Origin of the sequence: Burkholderia sp. AU45251 (assembly GCF_030482905.1) — a bacterium.
GTDB lineage: Bacteria > Pseudomonadota > Gammaproteobacteria > Burkholderiales > Burkholderiaceae > Burkholderia > Burkholderia aenigmatica.
Genome location: NZ_JAUJQH010000017.1, coordinates 1 through 16,681 on the forward strand (window position 1 = coordinate 1; position 16,681 = coordinate 16,681).

Genomic DNA, 16,681 nt, shown 5'->3' on the forward strand with positions numbered 1-16,681 from the left:
TCTGCGAGCAGCAGGTGAACGACGCGATCGCGCGCGGTGCGCGGCTGCTGGTCGGCAACGTCCGCGACGGCGCGCTGTATTCGCCGACGGTGATCGATCGCGTGACGCCCGACATGCCGCTGGTGAAGTACGAGACGTTCGGCCCGGTGTCGCCGATCATGCGTTTCCGTGACATCGACGAAGCGATCCGGATGTCGAACAGCACCGACTATGCGCTGTCGTCGTCGGTCTGCACGAACCGCTTCGACAACATTACGCGCTTCATCACCGAGCTGGAAGTCGGCAGCGTGAACGTGCGCGAAGTACCGGGCTACCGGCTCGAACTGACGCCGTTCGGCGGCGTGAAGGATTCGGGGCTCGGCTACAAGGAAGGCGTGCAGGAAGCGATGAAGAGCTTCACGAATACGAAGACGTATTCGCTGCCGTGGTAAGCGACGTGTAATGCGGACGCGCCGGCTCGAAGGCCGGCGCGCGGAATGTCCCCCGGCGGGATGCGCCTGCGACAGGCGCCAGGCGACGGTCAATCGTCGTCGTCGCGGTGATGTCGCCAGCCGCGATGCCAGCCGTTGTCGTGCCGGTAGCGGCGATAGCGATATTCGCCGTAGTACGGGCCGTAATAGACGGGCGCAGGCTCGTACACGACGGGCGGCGGCGTGTAGTAGACAGGCGGCGGCGCCTCGATCACCGGCCCCGGTACGCCGAAGTACACGCCGATGTCGGCATGCGCGAACGCACTTGCCGACAGGCAGGCGGCCGCGATGCCGAGAGCACTGGACAACAGGATGCGTTTCATTTGCCGTTCACTCCGCTCGTGGGGCCCTAGGCCCGCGAGCAACAGGTTCACCTGTCTTCATGGTACGTAGCGCATGCCGAATGGGTGATACCGCGATGTCGCTTCTGTAACCGCTGGTAACGAATCGTCGGACGATCGTCGTGCTGCATCGCGACGGATTTCATCTGCGGGATGCGCGTGGCTGGCCGGCGCGTTATTCGACGCGCTCATATCGATAGCCGATTTGCGTTTTTGCCGGGCCTCGACGCGTCGGTAGAATTCGCGGACCTCTCGAACGGCATGCATGTGCCTCGGGAATATTCCCTCCAATCATTCGGGGTCCGCACCATGAAATTCCTTCGCTCCATCCTGGTCGTCGCCATGCTGCAGGCCGTTTCGGTCACGAGCGCACTGGCTGCCGACGACCTGTCGCAGATCAAGTCGTCCGGCGTGTTCCGGATCGGTACCGAAGGCACCTACGCGCCGTTCACGTACCACGACGAAACCGGCAAGCTGACGGGCTTCGACGTCGACATCGCGACTGCGATCGCACAGCGTCTCGGCGTGAAGCCGCAGTTCGTCGAAGGCAAGTGGGATGGGCTGATCGCGGGTCTCGACGTGAACCGCTACGACGCGGTCGTCAACGAAGTGTCGATCACCGACGCGCGCAAGGCGAAATACGATTTCTCGACGCCGTACATCACGTCGCGCGCGGTGCTGATCGTGCGCGCGGACAACACGACGATCCGCTCGTTCGACGATCTCAAGGGCAAGAAATCCGCGAACACGCTGACCAGCAATTTCGGCAAGCTCGCGGCCGCGCACGGCGCATATGTGGTGCCCGTGCAGGGCTTCAACGAATCGATCGACCTGCTGAGCTCGGGGCGCGTCGACGCGACGATCAACGATTCGCTGTCGTACCTCGATTTCCGCAAGCACAAGCCGGACGCGAAGCTGAAGATCGCGGCGACCGACACGGGTGGCGCCAGCGACGCATCGGGCGTGCTGCTGCGCAAGGGCAGCCCCGCGCTGGTGGCCGCGATCGACAAGGCGCTCGCGGACATCAAGGCGGACGGCACCTACGCGAAGATCTCGCAGAAGTATTTCGGCCGCGACGTGTCGCAGCCGTGACGCGAGGTTGAACGGTGCCGGCCTGGCTTCACCTGATGGCGGAATCGCTGCGGCCCCTGCTCGTCGCGGGGCTCGTGTTTACGGTTCCGCTCACGCTCGCGTCGTTCGCGATCGGCCTGCTGCTCGCCTTCGGCGCGGCGCTCGTGCGGCTGTTCGGGCCGCGCTGGGCGCAGGCCGCCGTGCGTTTCTACATCTGGCTGTTTCGCGGTTCGCCGCTGCTCGTGCAGTTGTTCGTGATCTTCTACGGCCTGCCGAGCGTCGGCATCGTGCTCGATCCGCTGACGGCCGCCGTGATCGGTTTCTCGCTGAACGTCGGCGCGTACAACGCCGAGGTGATCCGTGGCGTGATCGAATCGATTCCGAAGGGGCAGTGGGAGGCCGCATACTCGATGGCGATGACGCGCCCGCAGGCGCTGCGCCGCGCGATCCTGCCGCAGGCCGCGCGCGTCGCGCTGCCGGCGCTGTCGAATGCTTTCATTTCGCTCGTGAAGGACACGTCGCTCGCGGCCGTGCTGACCGTGCCGGAGATCTTCCAGGCCGCGCAGCGGATCGCGGCCGTGACCTACGAGCCGATGATTCTCTATACGGAGGCTGCGCTGATCTATCTGCTGCTCAGCTCGGTGCTGTCCACGCTGCAGCGTCGCCTCGAAATCCGCTTCGGCCGTCACGCGCTGTTCCAGGCGGAATGGCGATGATCCGGCTCGAACGCATCGACAAGTCATTCGGCACGCATCGTGTGCTGCACGGGATCGACCTCGCGTTGCAGCCCGGCAGCGTGACGGCGCTGATCGGGCCGTCCGGCAGCGGCAAGAGCACGCTGCTGCGTTGCGTGAACCTGCTCGAAGTGCCCGAGGCGGGCGCGCTGACGGTCGGCGATGCACGCATCGACTTCTCGCCAGCGCACCGGCCGGCGCGCGACGCCGTATTCGCGGTGCGTCGCCAGACCGGCATGGTGTTCCAGAACTTCCAGCTGTTTCCGCACCTGAGTGTCGTGCAGAACGTGATGGAAGGGCTCGTCACCGTGCAGCGCTGGCCGCGCGAACGGGCCCGCGAACGCGCGCTCGCGCTGCTCGAGAAGGTCGGCATCGCGGACAAGGCCGACGCGTGGCCCGGCACGCTGTCGGGCGGCCAGCAGCAACGCGTCGCGATCGCACGTGCGCTCGCGCCGTCGCCGCAGGTGCTGCTGTGCGACGAGCCGACGTCGGCGCTCGATCCGGAGTTGTCGGTCGAAGTGGTCGAGGTGCTGCGCCAGCTCGCGCGCGAAGGCACGACGATGCTGATGGCGACGCACGACCTGCGCCTGGCCGCATCGATCGCGCACGATGCGGTGTTTCTCGCGGAGGGCCGCGTCGTCGAGGCCGGTGCGTCGCGCGACCTGTTCGGCGGCCCGCGCGATCCGCGCACCGCGAAGTTCCTCTCGACGCTCGCGCAGGGCGTGCCGGTGTTCTGACGCGACCCGTGACAAACGGCACCGGCGGCGTCAACCTTGCCCTGATCCGTCAAGCACCGCCGCGACGATCGCCTCCGGCGCATCTTCCTGCACCAGATGGCCTGCGCGCGGCACCCTGATCAGCTGGCCGTTCGCGATGCGATCGGCCAGCGCCTGGCCCTGTTCGAGCGGAATCCACGCATCGTCCTCGCCCCACACGATGCGCACCGGAAAGTCCGGCAGCGCGTAACGTGCCTCGGCTTCCTCGATGTAGCGCTGGCGCATCTGCGCGATCTGGCGATAGAACGCGGCCTGACCGTCGGGTGTGAGCCACGGCGCGCGGTAAATCGACAGCGCGTCGTCGCTCAGCGGCCGGGCGACCGCATTGCCGAGATAGGCCGTCACGAGCGCGTGATGCGCATACGCGGGCAATCCGGTGAAGGCGGCTTCGTGCTGCGCGACGTGGCGCACGAACGGCGAACCCTGCGGCGCGATCGCGACCGGATTCACGAGCGTGAGGTCCGCGTAGGCGACGCCGTCGAGGAAGTGTGCGCGCAGCACGGTTGCGCCGCCGTAGTCGTGTGCGAGCACGCGCGGGCGTGAAATCTTCCACTCGTCGAGCATCGCGCCGAACAGCCCGTTCTGGCGGCCGAGCGACACGTCCGCGTCCGGCATGTCGGATTGACCGTAGCCGAGCAGGTCGTAGAAGAACACGCGATGACGCCGCGCGAGCCACGGCGCGATGCGGCGCCACACCTGCGACGAAAACGGCGTGCCGTGCACGAGCACGAGCGGCGGGCCTTCGCCGAGCGTGCCCCAGGCAATCCGGTGGCCTTCGAACATGAAGCGATTGGCGAGTTCGAGCATCGGCATCTCCGTGCTAACCTGTTTTGGTTGTTAACAGGTTACTCCGGATCGTCCGGGTGTGAAACTGATAGGTGAAATTAAATGGTTACTCGATACGAGCCTGAGCGATCTGCGCACGAATGGGGTGCGGCCGATTTCGTCGGCGGCCATCCGGCGCTCGACTTCCTCAATACGGTGGCCGACACGGGCAAGACGCGCGACGCGGACAAGCTCGTCGACTGGCCGGCCGTGCATGCGTGGGCGGAACGATCGGGGCTGCTGGCGCCGGCCGATCTGGCGCGGCTTCTGCGTCATGCGCGGCAGGACGGTGCGGACGCATTGGCGACGCTGCATCGCTTTCGCGAGGATGCGTACACCGCGATCGCGCACCTGACTGCCGGTGGTGGAGGCACGGCCGGCGCGCGCGCGGCGGACCGGCTCGCCGTCGCGATCCGAGAGGCGATCGGGCGCAGCGCGTTCGATGCGGTCGACGGCCGGTTCGCATGGCGGCCCGACGCGCGCGCCGCATCGCGCTGGGTCGATGCGGCTGCGCTCGGCTTCGAGCAGCTGCTGCGCAGCGACGATTTCGCGCGGGTGCGGCAGTGCGGCCGGTGCACGTGGTTCTTCGTCGATCGCGGCCGCGGCGTCGGGCGCCGCTGGTGCGACATGCGCACGTGCGGGAACCGCGCGAAGGTGGAGGCGTTCAGGGAGCGGTGACGCGCGCGCCGGGCCGGTTGCCGTGCCACGCGGTGCGCGGCCGGCGCGCGAGCGTCATCGAGCGGCTTCGTGCTGCGGGTGTTCCGGCCAGAGCGTCACGGCGATGAACAGCCCGGCCGCGAGGAACGGCGCGCCGATCACGAACAGGATGGCCGTGAGGCCCCAGCGATCCCAGAAGCGGTCGACGATCGCGCGCTCGGGGGTGACGGGGTCGTACAGCACGTTGACCGCTTCGCCTTCGTGCAGGCCCGGATGCGACGCCGCCGAGCCCTGGGCGAACGTGATCTGGCGTCCGCTGTCGGTCGTGAACGCGACGATCGCCGAATACAGCGACGTGCGCGAGCGGGTCGAGCGCGCGTTTTTCGCGATCTCGACGACGTGGCCGGTCGAGCGCGCGTAGTGGTGGACGATCTGCCACTGACGCAGGCCGGCCACGCCGGCACCGGCGACGAAGCCCGTGCCGATCGCGATCGGAATCAGCACGATCGCGATATCCCAGCGGCTCCGCGCGTGCTTGCGGGCAGGGCGGGCCGGCTGCGGGGCGGACGACCGGCGTCGGCGTTCGCCGACGATCAGGAGGCCGCCGATCGCGAACGACGCGATGGCGAGCAGCACCGGCACGGCGGCTGGAAACCAGCGTTGCGTGAAATCGTCGATCAGTGCGGGGCGGTCGGGGTGGGTCGGGTCGAGCCATACCTCGACGTTCTCGCCGATGTCGTAGGCGGGGACGGTCGATGCGGTATTGCCGGCGACTTCGCGGCGCTGGCCGTCGTTCGCGAGATACGCGACGATCGGCCGATACGCGCGCATCGCGTCGCTGTCCTGCACGATGCGCACGACGGTGCCCGGCGCCCGAACCAGCTGGCCGGTCGCCTGGCCGGCCGTGACGGCGAGCATGCCGGCCAGCACGAGCAGCAGGACGCCGAGCGCGATTGCGACGAGCGCGTCCTTACCCGGCATGACCGGATCCGGTTCGTGCGTCGCACTGCGGACGCCGGTGTGATCGGGGGAGTGGCGTGTCCCGACGGACTCGCCGATATCGGCGCAACCAGGCTCTCTGAATGGTCGCGTCTCGGTTACATGCTTCCATGTGTGACGTCCCATGTTCTCTCAGTGCCGGCGGGCAAACGGCAGTGCCTGCGCCGGTCGTGTGATATTTGTCGGACGATTCTAGCGGAAACGATGCGGAACGGGCGTGCGGTGGCGTACTGCGAAAGGGGGGGCGCGTCGCGAGTGCGGCGGCGGAAAAGGAAAAAGCCCGGTTAGCTTTCGCTAACCGGGCTTCGGAATTCCTGGTGGGGCGTGAGTGACTCGAACACTCGACCTACGGATTAAGAGAACGTAAGGAAAAAATAAGGGACTGATCTATGTAAGGAAACATAGGGGGCTAAGGCTCACACCTTGGTAGGTGGTCGAAGTCCTTATGCAAACGGGTTTCACGTCTCTGCGCTGGATATCTTGGCCCAATCAATGACAAGGGCTTGGTCATGCCGCGTAAAAATACGTTAGGCGGTGGCCGCGAAGACCGGCAAAAGACCGGACGATGGCCGGGGGACTCTGCTGGTTAGCCTTACCCATGGGCCTGGAGTCTGTCGCGGTAAGCGAGTGTGGCGTGGTGAATTCGAAGTGGTCGGGATGCACCTTGAAGCCACAGTGACGGAACGGGGTGTTCCGAAAAGCTCGCTTCCCTGCGACCAGCATCCTCGGCCTTGGGGTTGCACTAGTAGTCTCGGATCACTTGCCCGCCTCGTGCGGGCTTTTTTCTTGTAGGGACAGATATCGGGGAATATAGATTGCCGATCAGAAGCTGCCGAATGATCTTAAAAGATCGGCATTCAATACTGGTGTTGATTAACCTTGATTTGTCTATCGTCGCCCATGCGTCATTGAGAAGCACGAGTGAGTGGCGGAGAATAGGTATCGTCGGGTACTGCCACACGGCCCAACAACATCAAAGCGTCAAACGTTGACACTCATTACCTGCTGCGACGCGACGAGCTTCGGCGGAGTCGGGCATTTACAGATGCAGAGGTCATCGCTCAGTGCAACGCGACGACCGTCCGGCCCCGTCATGGGAAGTCGGGGGCCGTCACACTGAATTTTTCCGATCGATTTGCACACGGGGCAGAACACATCGTCTTGCTCATGTGCGATGTGCCTGCCGTCGAGTGCGAACGGTGTTGCTTTGGCCTGGACCACACCGGCCACCGTCGTAAGATCGCCGTCGAGAATCACATATCGAGTCATGATCGACCTTACTCGTCTTGCTTATCGTTTGGGGACCAATGCCAGTTTGTCGTACCCCACTGGCTCCCCTCGATGACCGGCATCACTTCGCCTGCCTCGAAGTAGCGGCGGCTCCCAGCCTTTGCAGGCGTGTCCCAATAGCCTGTTTCGGGACAAGGCTGACCACCGCGCACGCTCTGTCGGCTCGGTTCGCGCTTGACGGGCTGCGGGACGATAGTAGGCGGGGCAGGAATCGGCGGAGCGTCGGGCAAATCGAAGCGCGCAACCCACTTTCGCGCGTTCTTCATGTCCGCGCTTGGCAGATCGGGAATGTAGGTATGCAGGCCGTCTGGCTTCGGATCTCGCAGCACACGCAGTACGCTGTTCACGAATACGTATGGCTCGGGTAAGCCTTCTTCCGGTGCGCCGAGACGAGGGAAGTCACCGGCACGAATCATGAGGCACGCATTCGCACGTTCGATGTGGATATCGGGGCGTGCAAGTTTTTCGCGAATCGTTGCCTCGCCGCCCAATCGCTCGATGAACAACTCACCGAGAATCGTGTACCAGTTCACGCTCTTGATAAAACCCCATCGACCAACCTTCGCGCCGGGATGTAATCCTGGATAAAAGGTGGTCATAGATTCTATCGACTCTCCTTCATAGGAGACCGGGCTGTAACTTCTTATCTGTAAGTGCGCAGCGCTATCTAATTCCAGTCCGCTGAAGCGCTCTGCAAGCGCCCATTCTTGAGGCATATAGCGGTGGTAACTGAAGGGTAGAATCGGTGCTAAGCCACCATAGCCACCACGCACAGCAAGCTTATCGCATGCGTAGCGCAGGAATGCTTCGTATTGCGCTAGACCTACATCAGTGGTGATCAAATCCATCGGTACATTGAATTTGAGATATGACAGTCCGGATTCTTGGCCCTTTTTGGTTGTCCATCCAGAAGGTGAGACATAGTCTTTGACGCTTGCGGTTCCAGTCAACGTCCCAATTTCGTATTCTGCTGCCGTGTCTTGGTCGGTCGCACTAGATCGCAGTACGCTTACCGCCACATCCGATGGCGTGTCAGAAATCGCACGGAGAATTTTGTCGACACCCTTCGCCGTCCGTTTGGTGAACTTCCCCATGTCGGTGTCTTTGCCCCCCTTCAAATGTTCGCCGAACATTTCATCGAATCGGTTAAAGCAATCGAGGATGGCTTGCCTGACTTCGGACTGCGAACCGCGCTCAAAGAAGAGCGTCCCAATGACACCGGGTAACACGCCCATCGTGTTGTCCATCAGCCGGACGCTCAAGTCTTCCTGATACCGGCCGAGCGCCTGCAACGGCGTCAATACTGGTTTCGAATCACTCATCGTCATAACAGTGCTGGGTGCAGCAGTCTTGCCGCCGTCGGTCAACGCAAATTGCAAATCACATATCGAGTCATGATCGACCTCACTCGTCTTGCTTATCGTTCGGGGACCAATGCCAGTTTGTCGTACCCCACTGGCTCCCCTCGATGACGGGCATCACTTCACCTGCTTCGAAGTAGCGACGGCTCCCTGCCTTTGCAGGCGTGTCCCAATAGCCTGCTTCCGGACAAGGCTGACCTCCGCGCACACTCTGTCGGCTCGGTTCGCGCTTGGCGGGCTGCGGGACGATCGCAGGCGGGGCAGGAATCGGCGGAGCATCGGGCAAATCGAAGCGCGCAACCCACTTTCGCGCGTTCTTCATATCCGCGCTCGGTAGATCGGGAATGTAAGTATGCAGGCCGTCTGGCTTCGGATCACGCAGCACACGCAGTACGCTGTTCACGAATACGTATGGCTCGGGTAAGCCTTCTTCCGGTGCGCCGAGACGGGGGAAGTCACCGGCACGAATCATGAGACACGCGTTCGCACGTTCGATGTGGATATCGGGGCGAGCGAGTTTTTCGCGAATTGCTGCTTCTCCTCCCAATCGCTCGATGAACAACTCACCAAGAATCGTGTACCAGTTCACGCTCTTGATAAAACCCCAACGGGCGACCTTTGCGCCCGGATTCGGAAAATCATAGTGTGCTGTCATTTCCTCGATCGATTTTCCTTCGTAGGAACTCGAGCCGTGCACATCGATTTGAAGGTGTGCCGTGCTGTCAATTTCGAGTCCGCTAAAACGTTCCGCAAGCGCCCATTCTTGAGGCATATAGCGGTGGTAACTGAAGGGTAGAATCGGTGCCAATCCGCCGTAGCCGCAGCGTACGACAAGCTTGTTGCAGGCGTAGCGTAGGAATGCTTCGTATTGTGCAAGACCTGTATCAGTTGTGATCAGGTCCATCGGTACGTTGAATTTTAAGTACGATAGGCTTGATTCCCTACCTTTCGCTACGCGCAGTAACCCAGTAGGATAGACATAGTCCTGAGCGAGTGCCGTTCCGGTTAGTACTCCGATTTCGTATTCTGCGGCCGTGTCTTGGTCGGTCGCACTAGAGCGCAGTACGCTTACCGCCAAATGTGACGGCGTATCAGAAATCGCGCGGAGAATTTTGTCGACACCCTTCGCCGTCCGTTTGGTGAACTTCCCCATGTCGGTGTCTTTGCCCCCCTTCAAATGCTCACCGAACATCTCATCGAATCGGTTAAAGCAATCGAGGATGGCCTGCCGGACTTCGGGCTGCGAACCGCGTTCAAAGAAGAGCGTCCCGATGACACCGGGTAACACGCCCATCGTGTTGTCCATCAGCCGCACGCTCAAATCTTCCTGATAGCGGCCGAGTGCCTGCAACGGCGTCAATACTGGTTTCGAATCACTCATGGTCATAACAGTGTTGTCTGTTGATCTACTGATAGTGGAATCCATTAACCTGCGCCAGCAGCGAGGGCTACGCCTTCTTCACCCATCGACGCGGCCAGCGCAACAACTATGTCCGCGCCTGCTTCGATCACGACGCCAAGCGTCGCGGCAAGCGCCACCACCATTTCCGCACCCGCCGCGATGATGGCACACAGCGCCGCAAAGATTGCGATCAACTCAGGGGCAAGCAGAACAACGATGGCAACGCCGGCGACAATGGCTACTGCGACCGCGGCATCTTCAATGAGCGTAAGACCGACCTGCGCCCAATCGATGTGTATCAGCACTTCCCACGTCAGGTCGCTGGTTTGCTCAATCGCCTCCCATCCAGCCTTGAGCTGCGCAGCCGTATAGCGGAATATCTCCTGGCCCTTCTCATCCACCCACACCCACGCGCTATGGGTTTTGTCGACGATCCACTGTCCCGCCGTGAACAGCCATGCGGCGTGTTGATGCAGGAATGCGCGGGTTTCGGCAGACAGATTCGCGTATCCGTGATGAATAGCATCCCAAAGTGGCGCGATGGCGTGCTCGATACCCTCGCCCGTTTTCTGCCACCAGTCTTCGTACCAGACGGGATGGGGAATGGCGGGCACGGTACGAATAGCCGCGCGTTGGCGCTGCTGTTCGTCCGCTGTTTTCGGGGCGGGAATCGGCACCGGTTTGGGAATTTTCTTGAGCTCGCCGTTGCAGTCGCTTACGTCGATCACGGTCATTCGAGTGTTGTAGTCGCCAGCGATTCGCTGATAGGCCAACTCCTGGTCTCTTCCCAGAGTATCGCCGGGAAACTTGACCTCCACCAGTCGCAGCATATTGTCGGGATGACGCCCGCCTTCGCGATCTACGGTGCCCCGGCCCGGCCAAAGAATATCTTTGTCTTTGACGATGATGACATCAGGGCGGCGTAGCTTCCCTACGGTTGCCCCCTTTGGGAATCGGGCAAGGCTACGCCGCCGTTCGGTTCCCTTCGGTTTCGCTTTGGCCAAAAATGGAATGGGTGGAATGTCGGGACCGACTGCACCGACCGATGTCATATCAAAACTGACTTCGGCCTTGTACTGGAAGTACCAATTCCACTTCTTACTTCTCTCCTCGATAATCATCGGCACACTCATTGCCTGCTGCATGAGCAACTTGTAGATGATCGACCCACTAGGTAATCGGACAGGACTGTATCTCGCCATTTTCAGCGCCGTTTCGACCTTCTCTTGCAAATAGCCCTTCGCGGCGGGCGAAGGCAAGAAGGCGTACTCAGGTCTACGCTCCTTGATCGTCTGGCACTCGCCTGCGGGTTGCAGTTTCCCTTCCATTGCTTGCTCCTTGTGCCGTCAGCGCTCACGCGTGCTCGTCGGTGACAACGTTCAGGTAATCGGCCCAAATATCAGGTTTGCCGCCGCCTGCGTACTGCCACGGTTCCAAGTCCTGTTTGTCGGGTTCGAACGCCTTGAGGCCGACGCTCTGTGCGCTCGGCGTAAAAACCGGTGTGGTCTCGCCCAGATCGTTGGTATGGGCGACCATGGTGCGGCCCGATGGAAGTTTCAGTTCGTAGGCGTGTCGGACTAACGGTGTGCCGTCAGTCTGGTTTTTCAGCACGTATTGCGTCTGATAGGACGGCTTGAACTGGGGCATGGCGTACGACTCGCTAGCCGGCCCGGAGAAGGTGAACGACGCACCCTTAAAATCGACGCTGCCCGGAGCGTGAATCGATACGTTGCCGCCCTTGATGCGGATCGTCGCGCCTCCGCTGTACAAGACAATCTCCTGATCGGCGGCGATCTCCACGCGACCGGCGATCGACAACAGCTTGACGAGCTGTTGGGCGATCATCTCCAGGTTGTCGTCCTGTGCCTGGATCTCGACCTTGCCTTTACCGGCTACAGCCTTGATACCCAGATTGCGAGCAAACAAACTCAGGTGATCGATGGCCGCCGTATGCAGCGATCCACCTGCCGCGATATACGAATCTTGTCCGCTGATCCAGTTCGCCTGTTGATCCGCGCTGAAGTGCAAGGACTGGTGCGTGGACAGGCCGATCCCGGTCGGACTGGCAAGCAACAACAGTGGCGTAGCAAAGGCATTCGCGTTGCCCGTTCCGCCGCCAGCCGTGCGGCCACCGGATGCCGCGCCGGATTCAGATTGCCGTGTCGCGTCGGTGTATGTCGTCAGCGCATCGACACCGGGCTTAAAGGTTTCGGCCTGATGCTGTTCGCTTGCATCCGAAATGCTGCCAAACAGGTTTTTCGATCGCGTTAGCTGTTCTCGCGCCTCGTCCACGTCCAGTTGATCGCTATCGCGTGACACGGGATGCGTGCTGATCGACACGCCCCGATTGCCGCGCAGCGACGCGTAGTCGTCGGCATGAAGGAGCAATCCCGAACCGAGATATCGCCCCCGCGTGTTGCCGCTCTGCTGAATCAGATAGCCTTGCGAGATCGAGGCGTAGCTCTTGCCGGTATAGCTGATCAACCGGGTCCCGCTCTGATGAGTAGCATCGTCGTGGACGAACGCGTTGAATGCGCCTGTACCGCCAAAGCCGTGAGACTGAAACCCGGAAAGCAGAATGTTCGAATGCCATTGGGACGGAGTCGTGCCACCGTTCACGCGCCCCAAAATAAACGGCTTGTCACAGTCGTTTCCCCAGTACGCGACCAGAACCCATTCCCCGGCCCTCGGGACGTGGACCGATCCATAGCCGTTCCCCGTATCGGCCTGCATGGTGGACAGCAGCGGCGACGAGGCGAACGTGCCGTCCGGGTTTTTGTGATCCCATGCGAAATGCACGCGCACCTGATTGCGTTCGTTGGTCCAGGATTCCGTGCCTTGCTGCGTCACGACGATGGCGTGCTCGATCGTCATGTTCGGCTTCGCATGCACGAGCGGGCTACGGTATTCGATGCTGGCTTCCTGCGCCTCTACCTCGATGACAAAAAATCCAATGGAACCGTCCTGCGCGTGTCCCGGAGTACTGAAACGCTCTCCGTGTGCCGCTTGTTGCTCGGCCAGTGTTGCGCGCAAACTGCGTGGATATTCCGTCACCTGCTGACCGATCGGTACGTTGTTCTCGATGAACCAGCCTGCGGTGACGATAAGAAACTCTCGTTTCTTCGGATCGCTGTCTGGATGACGAGGATGGTTGTTCAGCGTGAAGCGCGATCCAGCATCGAGCCAGCGCAGCCCGCCAATGCCGTAATAGCGTCGAGCACGTGAATCCCACGCCTGAACGCGCCGATGCGCACGGTTCTCGCCTCGATCCGTATTGGCGTAGCCATAGGCGGTCGGCTCGTAGACCGTCATGGGGGCAGCGGGAATGCTGCGCGACGCCGACTGTCGGTCATCGGCGGTCGTGTAGGTCGTGGATTGCAGGGCACTTTCTGTCTGAAAACGCGAGGTCGGGCGCTTGTAGTCAAACGCGCTCGACACATAACGCAGACTCTGCATTGTCTGCACTGCCGCCCACTGGGTTAGCCCGTCTGCTTCATGATCGGAGTTGCCGCGATAGTATTCGGCCGGTTTCGCACCAGGCAGTGACGACACCTGATCGACAATCACAAGTGTCGTCTTCGGCGGCTCGCCGTCTTTGGTCGGCTCATGCACCCAATAGAAGTACCAGCCTTCGTCCTCGAACAGGCGGTGGACAAAGTTCAAATCCGACTCGCTCTGCCTGCACCACGAGCGCACAATCGGCTCGCGCGTCAGCTCAAAACGAAAGCGCCCTTGCAACTGCGCATACCGGTTAAACACCTCGGATACGACGTCGCGGACATCTTTCTCAAGCCAGCCTTCGTCGTTATGAGTCTTGCTTAGGAAAATGAGGGCAGACGAGAATTCGAGCTGGTACGTCGACACGCTACCGTCCCCGCCCAGATAACCGACCTGATGCACGAAACCATGTACCGGGCGATAGACCGAGTCGGCAAAAGGTGCGGTACGCTGCTGAATCCAGAGAGTAACGGGCTGGTGCATCAACGACTGCAGCGCAGTATCGTCGCGCAGTGATGCAACATCGACCGTCCAATGGTAGTCCCGCCCGATTTCGGACGATCCGCGCGCTCGCAAAGGCGTCAATGCGTTTTTGCCGAGCGGTGTATCCAGCATCAATAGCCGGTCGTGTTGTAGCAAGCCCCGGTGTATGGCCTCATACAGGTCACGACTCTTCAGCCCCCCGATCTGAGGTGGTCTGAGTACCATGCTTTATCCTTTGATCTCTCAAGTTCTATTGTCAAAAACTCACCGTGATGGAGGATTAATCACCGTGGTGAATTTTTTATTTTTAATATACGAATCTCAATTCCGTGGCGAATGTTAAATGTGTCAATTTTTGACATATGGTTAAAAAATGGGACGCACCTGCGTGGTTGCGTCTGACGAAAGCGTAACTTTTACCACAATTTATGCCTTAACGGCACGAGCAACAGCAAGCAGCGATTTGCAGTCATTCTGAGTGGTTATCTCATATTTTCGGCGAATTCATGAATCGCACGAACGACCTCTGTTTGGGACTCGGGACTGCGCTCATGAGTTAAGGCATACCGAGCCATTGTTGCTATTTTTGAAAAATTAGAAGCCTGTAGTCGTGTCGAGTGCAAACCGGATGTAATGTCGAAGCAGCGCCATATCGTGCTGCGAGTCGGTAACAGGTGTTGTACGGCTGGTCGGGGATTGGATCATGAGTCAGTCTCGGCAGGGGGGGCGGAAGATATCATGCGACACGAGCCAGAATGCGCCGTTGGGCCTGATATTGGACGCTGTGGGCGTCACCCTGCAGTTCCTCCAGTGCCTTCGTCAAAACGTCCTGATACAGGGGGCAGTAGCGCGGCGAGAGATTCGGCAATTCCGGCATCTTCAGCAAGATTGTTCACAAGACGCTGATAACCATCGAAGCCGAGCATCCTGCTTTTGATGGGCTTGAGTACGCGTCGCCGATCGTCGTTGAGCTCCTCACTCATTTCGATATACCAGAATTGTTGAAGGTCGAATACAGCACCGACCACCTGCCCCTGACTCCCACCCAGCGTGCAGCTCAATTCATGCAGCGTCATACCGGGAAACGCGCATATCAAGGTGAGTGCGCGAGCGGCGATGGGTGTCATTTGCAAGGCGTTGCGGAGTGCGGAGGCGCGGCATCCTTCATAGACGGTGATAAAGGCGTGGAATTTTGTGAGGGTGTTGTTGATGGTCGTGGTTCATTGCTTTTCTGAAGATGGCGAGATCGCGACACGGCTCGCGATTGACGTCCCGGAGGTGCTTTAAATCCCCGCGTGCCGGTCGTCTCAGGAAAGATACGACAAAGTTCGGACCAATACACCGAATGGGAATATCGCATTCCATATTTAACGTTCATCAAAATTGGAATGAAGGCGACCATTGCAGCCTATGACGACCCGTCCGATACCCATCCCCCGATGAGCACGACGAGCACGACGACGCGATGCTGGCTGTTCGCGTTGGCAGTGCGATTGCAGAGCGCAGGCGTGCGCGTAGACTGGCGCAGACTAAGCTGGCTGAAATGATCGGCCTGGAACAAGAGGCGATAAGCAGATGGGAGCGGGGGACGAGAGCGCCGACGCTGTACCGGCTTCAGCAGTTGAGCGATGTGCTGGATTGCTCGGTCGATCAATTGCTCCAGCGCGGATCGCGGCGTGCGGATGACCAATTGTCGGTCGTAGCAGCGTCACTGGCTGAACTACGGGGCGACGAACGGGTACTAGTGGTGAATTTCGTGCAGCAGTTCGCCGATATGCTGCGGGCGAGGCGACCGGAGAAGACACGACAGCGTAAGGGCTGACGGAAGCCTAATGCGTGCGAATATAGCGACCGAATCGTGCGCAGTGGAGGGAGGGGAGGGCGAAAATCTGCACCGTTTGAATGTCTGAGTCGGTGTTTGGCGGTGAAATGGGCGGGACGGGCAGGGCGGGCGGGTGGAAATATCGCGCGCGTTGGATTGTGCGGAGGCCGACTTACGTGTCTCGACGCTGTGGTGAAGGCAATCGACCGGAAATGGCCCGGAGAACGGCGGGCAGAAAGCAAAAAGCCCGGTTAGCTTTCGCTAACCGGGCTTCGGAATTCCTGGTGGGGCGTGAGTGACTCGAACACTCGACCTACGGATTAAGAGTCCGCTGCTCTACCAACTGAGCTAACGCCCCCAACAGAAGAAAGATTATGCACGGGTATTTCAGACCTTGCAAGCCCTTTCTGCAAATTTCTCAAAATATTTCGTCACGACTACGCCAGCTGTCGGCCAGATAACGAGCGATCGCAGTTTCCGCGCTCCCGGTATGATGACGCCACCGTGTTGCGCGGCGGTCGCGCAACGCTTTCTGGGCTTTCGAAGATGGACGAAAACGCAGTCCGCGAATTGCTGGATCGCCTGCTGGCCCCCTGGGTCCGCTCGCTCGGTCTGGTCCCTGTGTCGATCGGCGACGACAGCGTCACGCTGCGCCTGCCGTTTTCCGGCGAATTCCGCCATTCCGGCGGTGTGATCTGCGGCCAGGTGTTCACGGCGGCCGCCGACACCGCGATGGTGGTCGCGATCTCGGCCGCGCTCGGCGAGTTCCGGCCGATGACGACCGTATCGTTGAACACGAACTTCATGCGTCCCGTGCGCAAGGGCGACGTGCTCGTCACCGCGCGCGTGCTGCGGATGGGCCGCAATCTCGTATTCGGCGAAGTCGAGCTGTTCGACGAGGACGGCAAGATGGCGGTCCACGCGACGTCGACCTACGCGCTCGTCAGCTGAG

General features: G+C 60.7%; 16 protein-coding genes and 1 tRNA gene. 7 read left to right on the forward strand and 10 right to left on the reverse strand.

Features of this window, described 5'->3' with window-relative positions; genetic code table 11:
• A partial coding sequence (locus tag QZM67_RS26945; protein ID WP_301808070.1) for an aldehyde dehydrogenase family protein occupies window positions 1–431 on the forward strand: 431 nt, incomplete at its 5' end.
• Window positions 432–520: 89 nt separating this feature from the next.
• On the opposite strand, the gene QZM67_RS26950 is transcribed toward QZM67_RS26945, so the two are convergent.
• Window positions 521–793, reverse strand: coding sequence for a hypothetical protein (locus QZM67_RS26950; RefSeq protein WP_175025770.1), 273 nt, complete (start codon window positions 791–793; stop codon window positions 521–523).
• Between the two features lie 327 nt (window positions 794–1,120).
• Between QZM67_RS26950 and QZM67_RS26955 the strand changes: the two genes are divergently transcribed.
• Genes QZM67_RS26955 through QZM67_RS26965 form a run of 3 tightly spaced genes read left to right on the forward strand, consistent with a single transcriptional unit; the run spans window position 1,121 to window position 3,353 of the window.
• Window positions 1,121–1,903, forward strand: a complete 783-nt coding sequence (locus tag QZM67_RS26955) for an amino acid ABC transporter substrate-binding protein (RefSeq protein WP_301808074.1) — start codon at window positions 1,121–1,123, stop codon at window positions 1,901–1,903.
• 14 nt (window positions 1,904–1,917) lie between these two features.
• Window positions 1,918–2,598, forward strand: a complete 681-nt coding sequence (locus QZM67_RS26960) for an amino acid ABC transporter permease (protein ID WP_043184753.1) — start codon at window positions 1,918–1,920, stop codon at window positions 2,596–2,598.
• Window positions 2,595–3,353 (forward strand): amino acid ABC transporter ATP-binding protein, encoded by a 759-nt coding sequence (locus QZM67_RS26965; RefSeq protein ID WP_301808081.1) that lies wholly within the window; start codon window positions 2,595–2,597, stop codon window positions 3,351–3,353. The genes QZM67_RS26960 and QZM67_RS26965 overlap by 4 nt, the downstream gene beginning before the upstream one ends.
• Window positions 3,354–3,383: 30 nt before the next feature.
• On the opposite strand, the gene QZM67_RS26970 is transcribed toward QZM67_RS26965, so the two are convergent.
• The gene (locus QZM67_RS26970; protein WP_301808084.1) at window positions 3,384–4,199 is read right to left on the reverse strand and encodes an alpha/beta fold hydrolase; all 816 of its coding nucleotides are present in this window, start codon (window positions 4,197–4,199) and stop codon (window positions 3,384–3,386) included.
• An 81-nt stretch (window positions 4,200–4,280) separates the two neighbouring features.
• Between QZM67_RS26970 and QZM67_RS26975 the strand changes: the two genes are divergently transcribed.
• Window positions 4,281–4,895 (forward strand): CGNR zinc finger domain-containing protein, encoded by a 615-nt coding sequence (locus tag QZM67_RS26975; RefSeq protein ID WP_175025766.1) that lies wholly within the window; start codon window positions 4,281–4,283, stop codon window positions 4,893–4,895.
• A gap of 54 nt (window positions 4,896–4,949) precedes the next feature.
• On the opposite strand, the gene QZM67_RS26980 is transcribed toward QZM67_RS26975, so the two are convergent.
• From QZM67_RS26980 to QZM67_RS27010, 7 genes are all read right to left on the reverse strand, one after another.
• A complete protein-coding gene (locus QZM67_RS26980) occupies window positions 4,950–5,999 on the reverse strand; it encodes a DUF3592 domain-containing protein (protein WP_301808086.1) in 1,050 nt (349 codons plus the stop codon).
• Window positions 6,000–6,854: 855 nt separating this feature from the next.
• Entirely contained in the window at window positions 6,855–7,142 is a 288-nt protein-coding gene (locus QZM67_RS26985; protein WP_301808089.1) for a PAAR domain-containing protein, read from the reverse strand.
• An 8-nt stretch (window positions 7,143–7,150) separates the two neighbouring features.
• The gene (locus tag QZM67_RS26990; protein ID WP_301808302.1) at window positions 7,151–8,491 is read right to left on the reverse strand and encodes a type VI immunity family protein; all 1,341 of its coding nucleotides are present in this window, start codon (window positions 8,489–8,491) and stop codon (window positions 7,151–7,153) included.
• A 76-nt stretch (window positions 8,492–8,567) separates the two neighbouring features.
• Window positions 8,568–9,911 carry a type VI immunity family protein gene (locus tag QZM67_RS26995; protein WP_301808304.1) on the reverse strand — a complete coding sequence of 448 codons (1,344 nt, stop codon included), beginning with the start codon at window positions 9,909–9,911 and terminating at the stop codon, window positions 8,568–8,570.
• A gap of 38 nt (window positions 9,912–9,949) precedes the next feature.
• Window positions 9,950–11,254 carry a VRR-NUC domain-containing protein gene (locus tag QZM67_RS27000; RefSeq protein WP_301808091.1) on the reverse strand — a complete coding sequence of 435 codons (1,305 nt, stop codon included), beginning with the start codon at window positions 11,252–11,254 and terminating at the stop codon, window positions 9,950–9,952.
• 25 nt (window positions 11,255–11,279) lie between these two features.
• Entirely contained in the window at window positions 11,280–14,132 is a 2,853-nt protein-coding gene (locus tag QZM67_RS27005; protein WP_301808093.1) for a type VI secretion system Vgr family protein, read from the reverse strand.
• Between the two features lie 566 nt (window positions 14,133–14,698).
• The gene (locus QZM67_RS27010; RefSeq protein ID WP_301808096.1) at window positions 14,699–15,034 is read right to left on the reverse strand and encodes a MarR family transcriptional regulator; all 336 of its coding nucleotides are present in this window, start codon (window positions 15,032–15,034) and stop codon (window positions 14,699–14,701) included.
• Between the two features lie 338 nt (window positions 15,035–15,372).
• Here QZM67_RS27010 and QZM67_RS27015 point away from each other — a divergent pair, with 338 nt between their 5' ends.
• On the forward strand, window positions 15,373–15,729 hold the full coding sequence (locus tag QZM67_RS27015) for a helix-turn-helix domain-containing protein (RefSeq protein ID WP_301808099.1): 357 nt from the start codon (window positions 15,373–15,375) through the stop codon (window positions 15,727–15,729).
• 282 nt (window positions 15,730–16,011) lie between these two features.
• Here the strand turns inward: QZM67_RS27015 and QZM67_RS27020 are convergent.
• Window positions 16,012–16,087, reverse strand: a tRNA-Lys gene (locus tag QZM67_RS27020).
• Window positions 16,088–16,275: 188 nt separating this feature from the next.
• On the opposite strand from QZM67_RS27020, the gene QZM67_RS27025 reads away from it, so the two are divergent.
• A complete protein-coding gene (locus QZM67_RS27025; protein ID WP_027785770.1) occupies window positions 16,276–16,680 on the forward strand; it encodes a PaaI family thioesterase in 405 nt (134 codons plus the stop codon).
• The last annotated feature ends 1 nt before the right edge of the window (window position 16,681 follow it).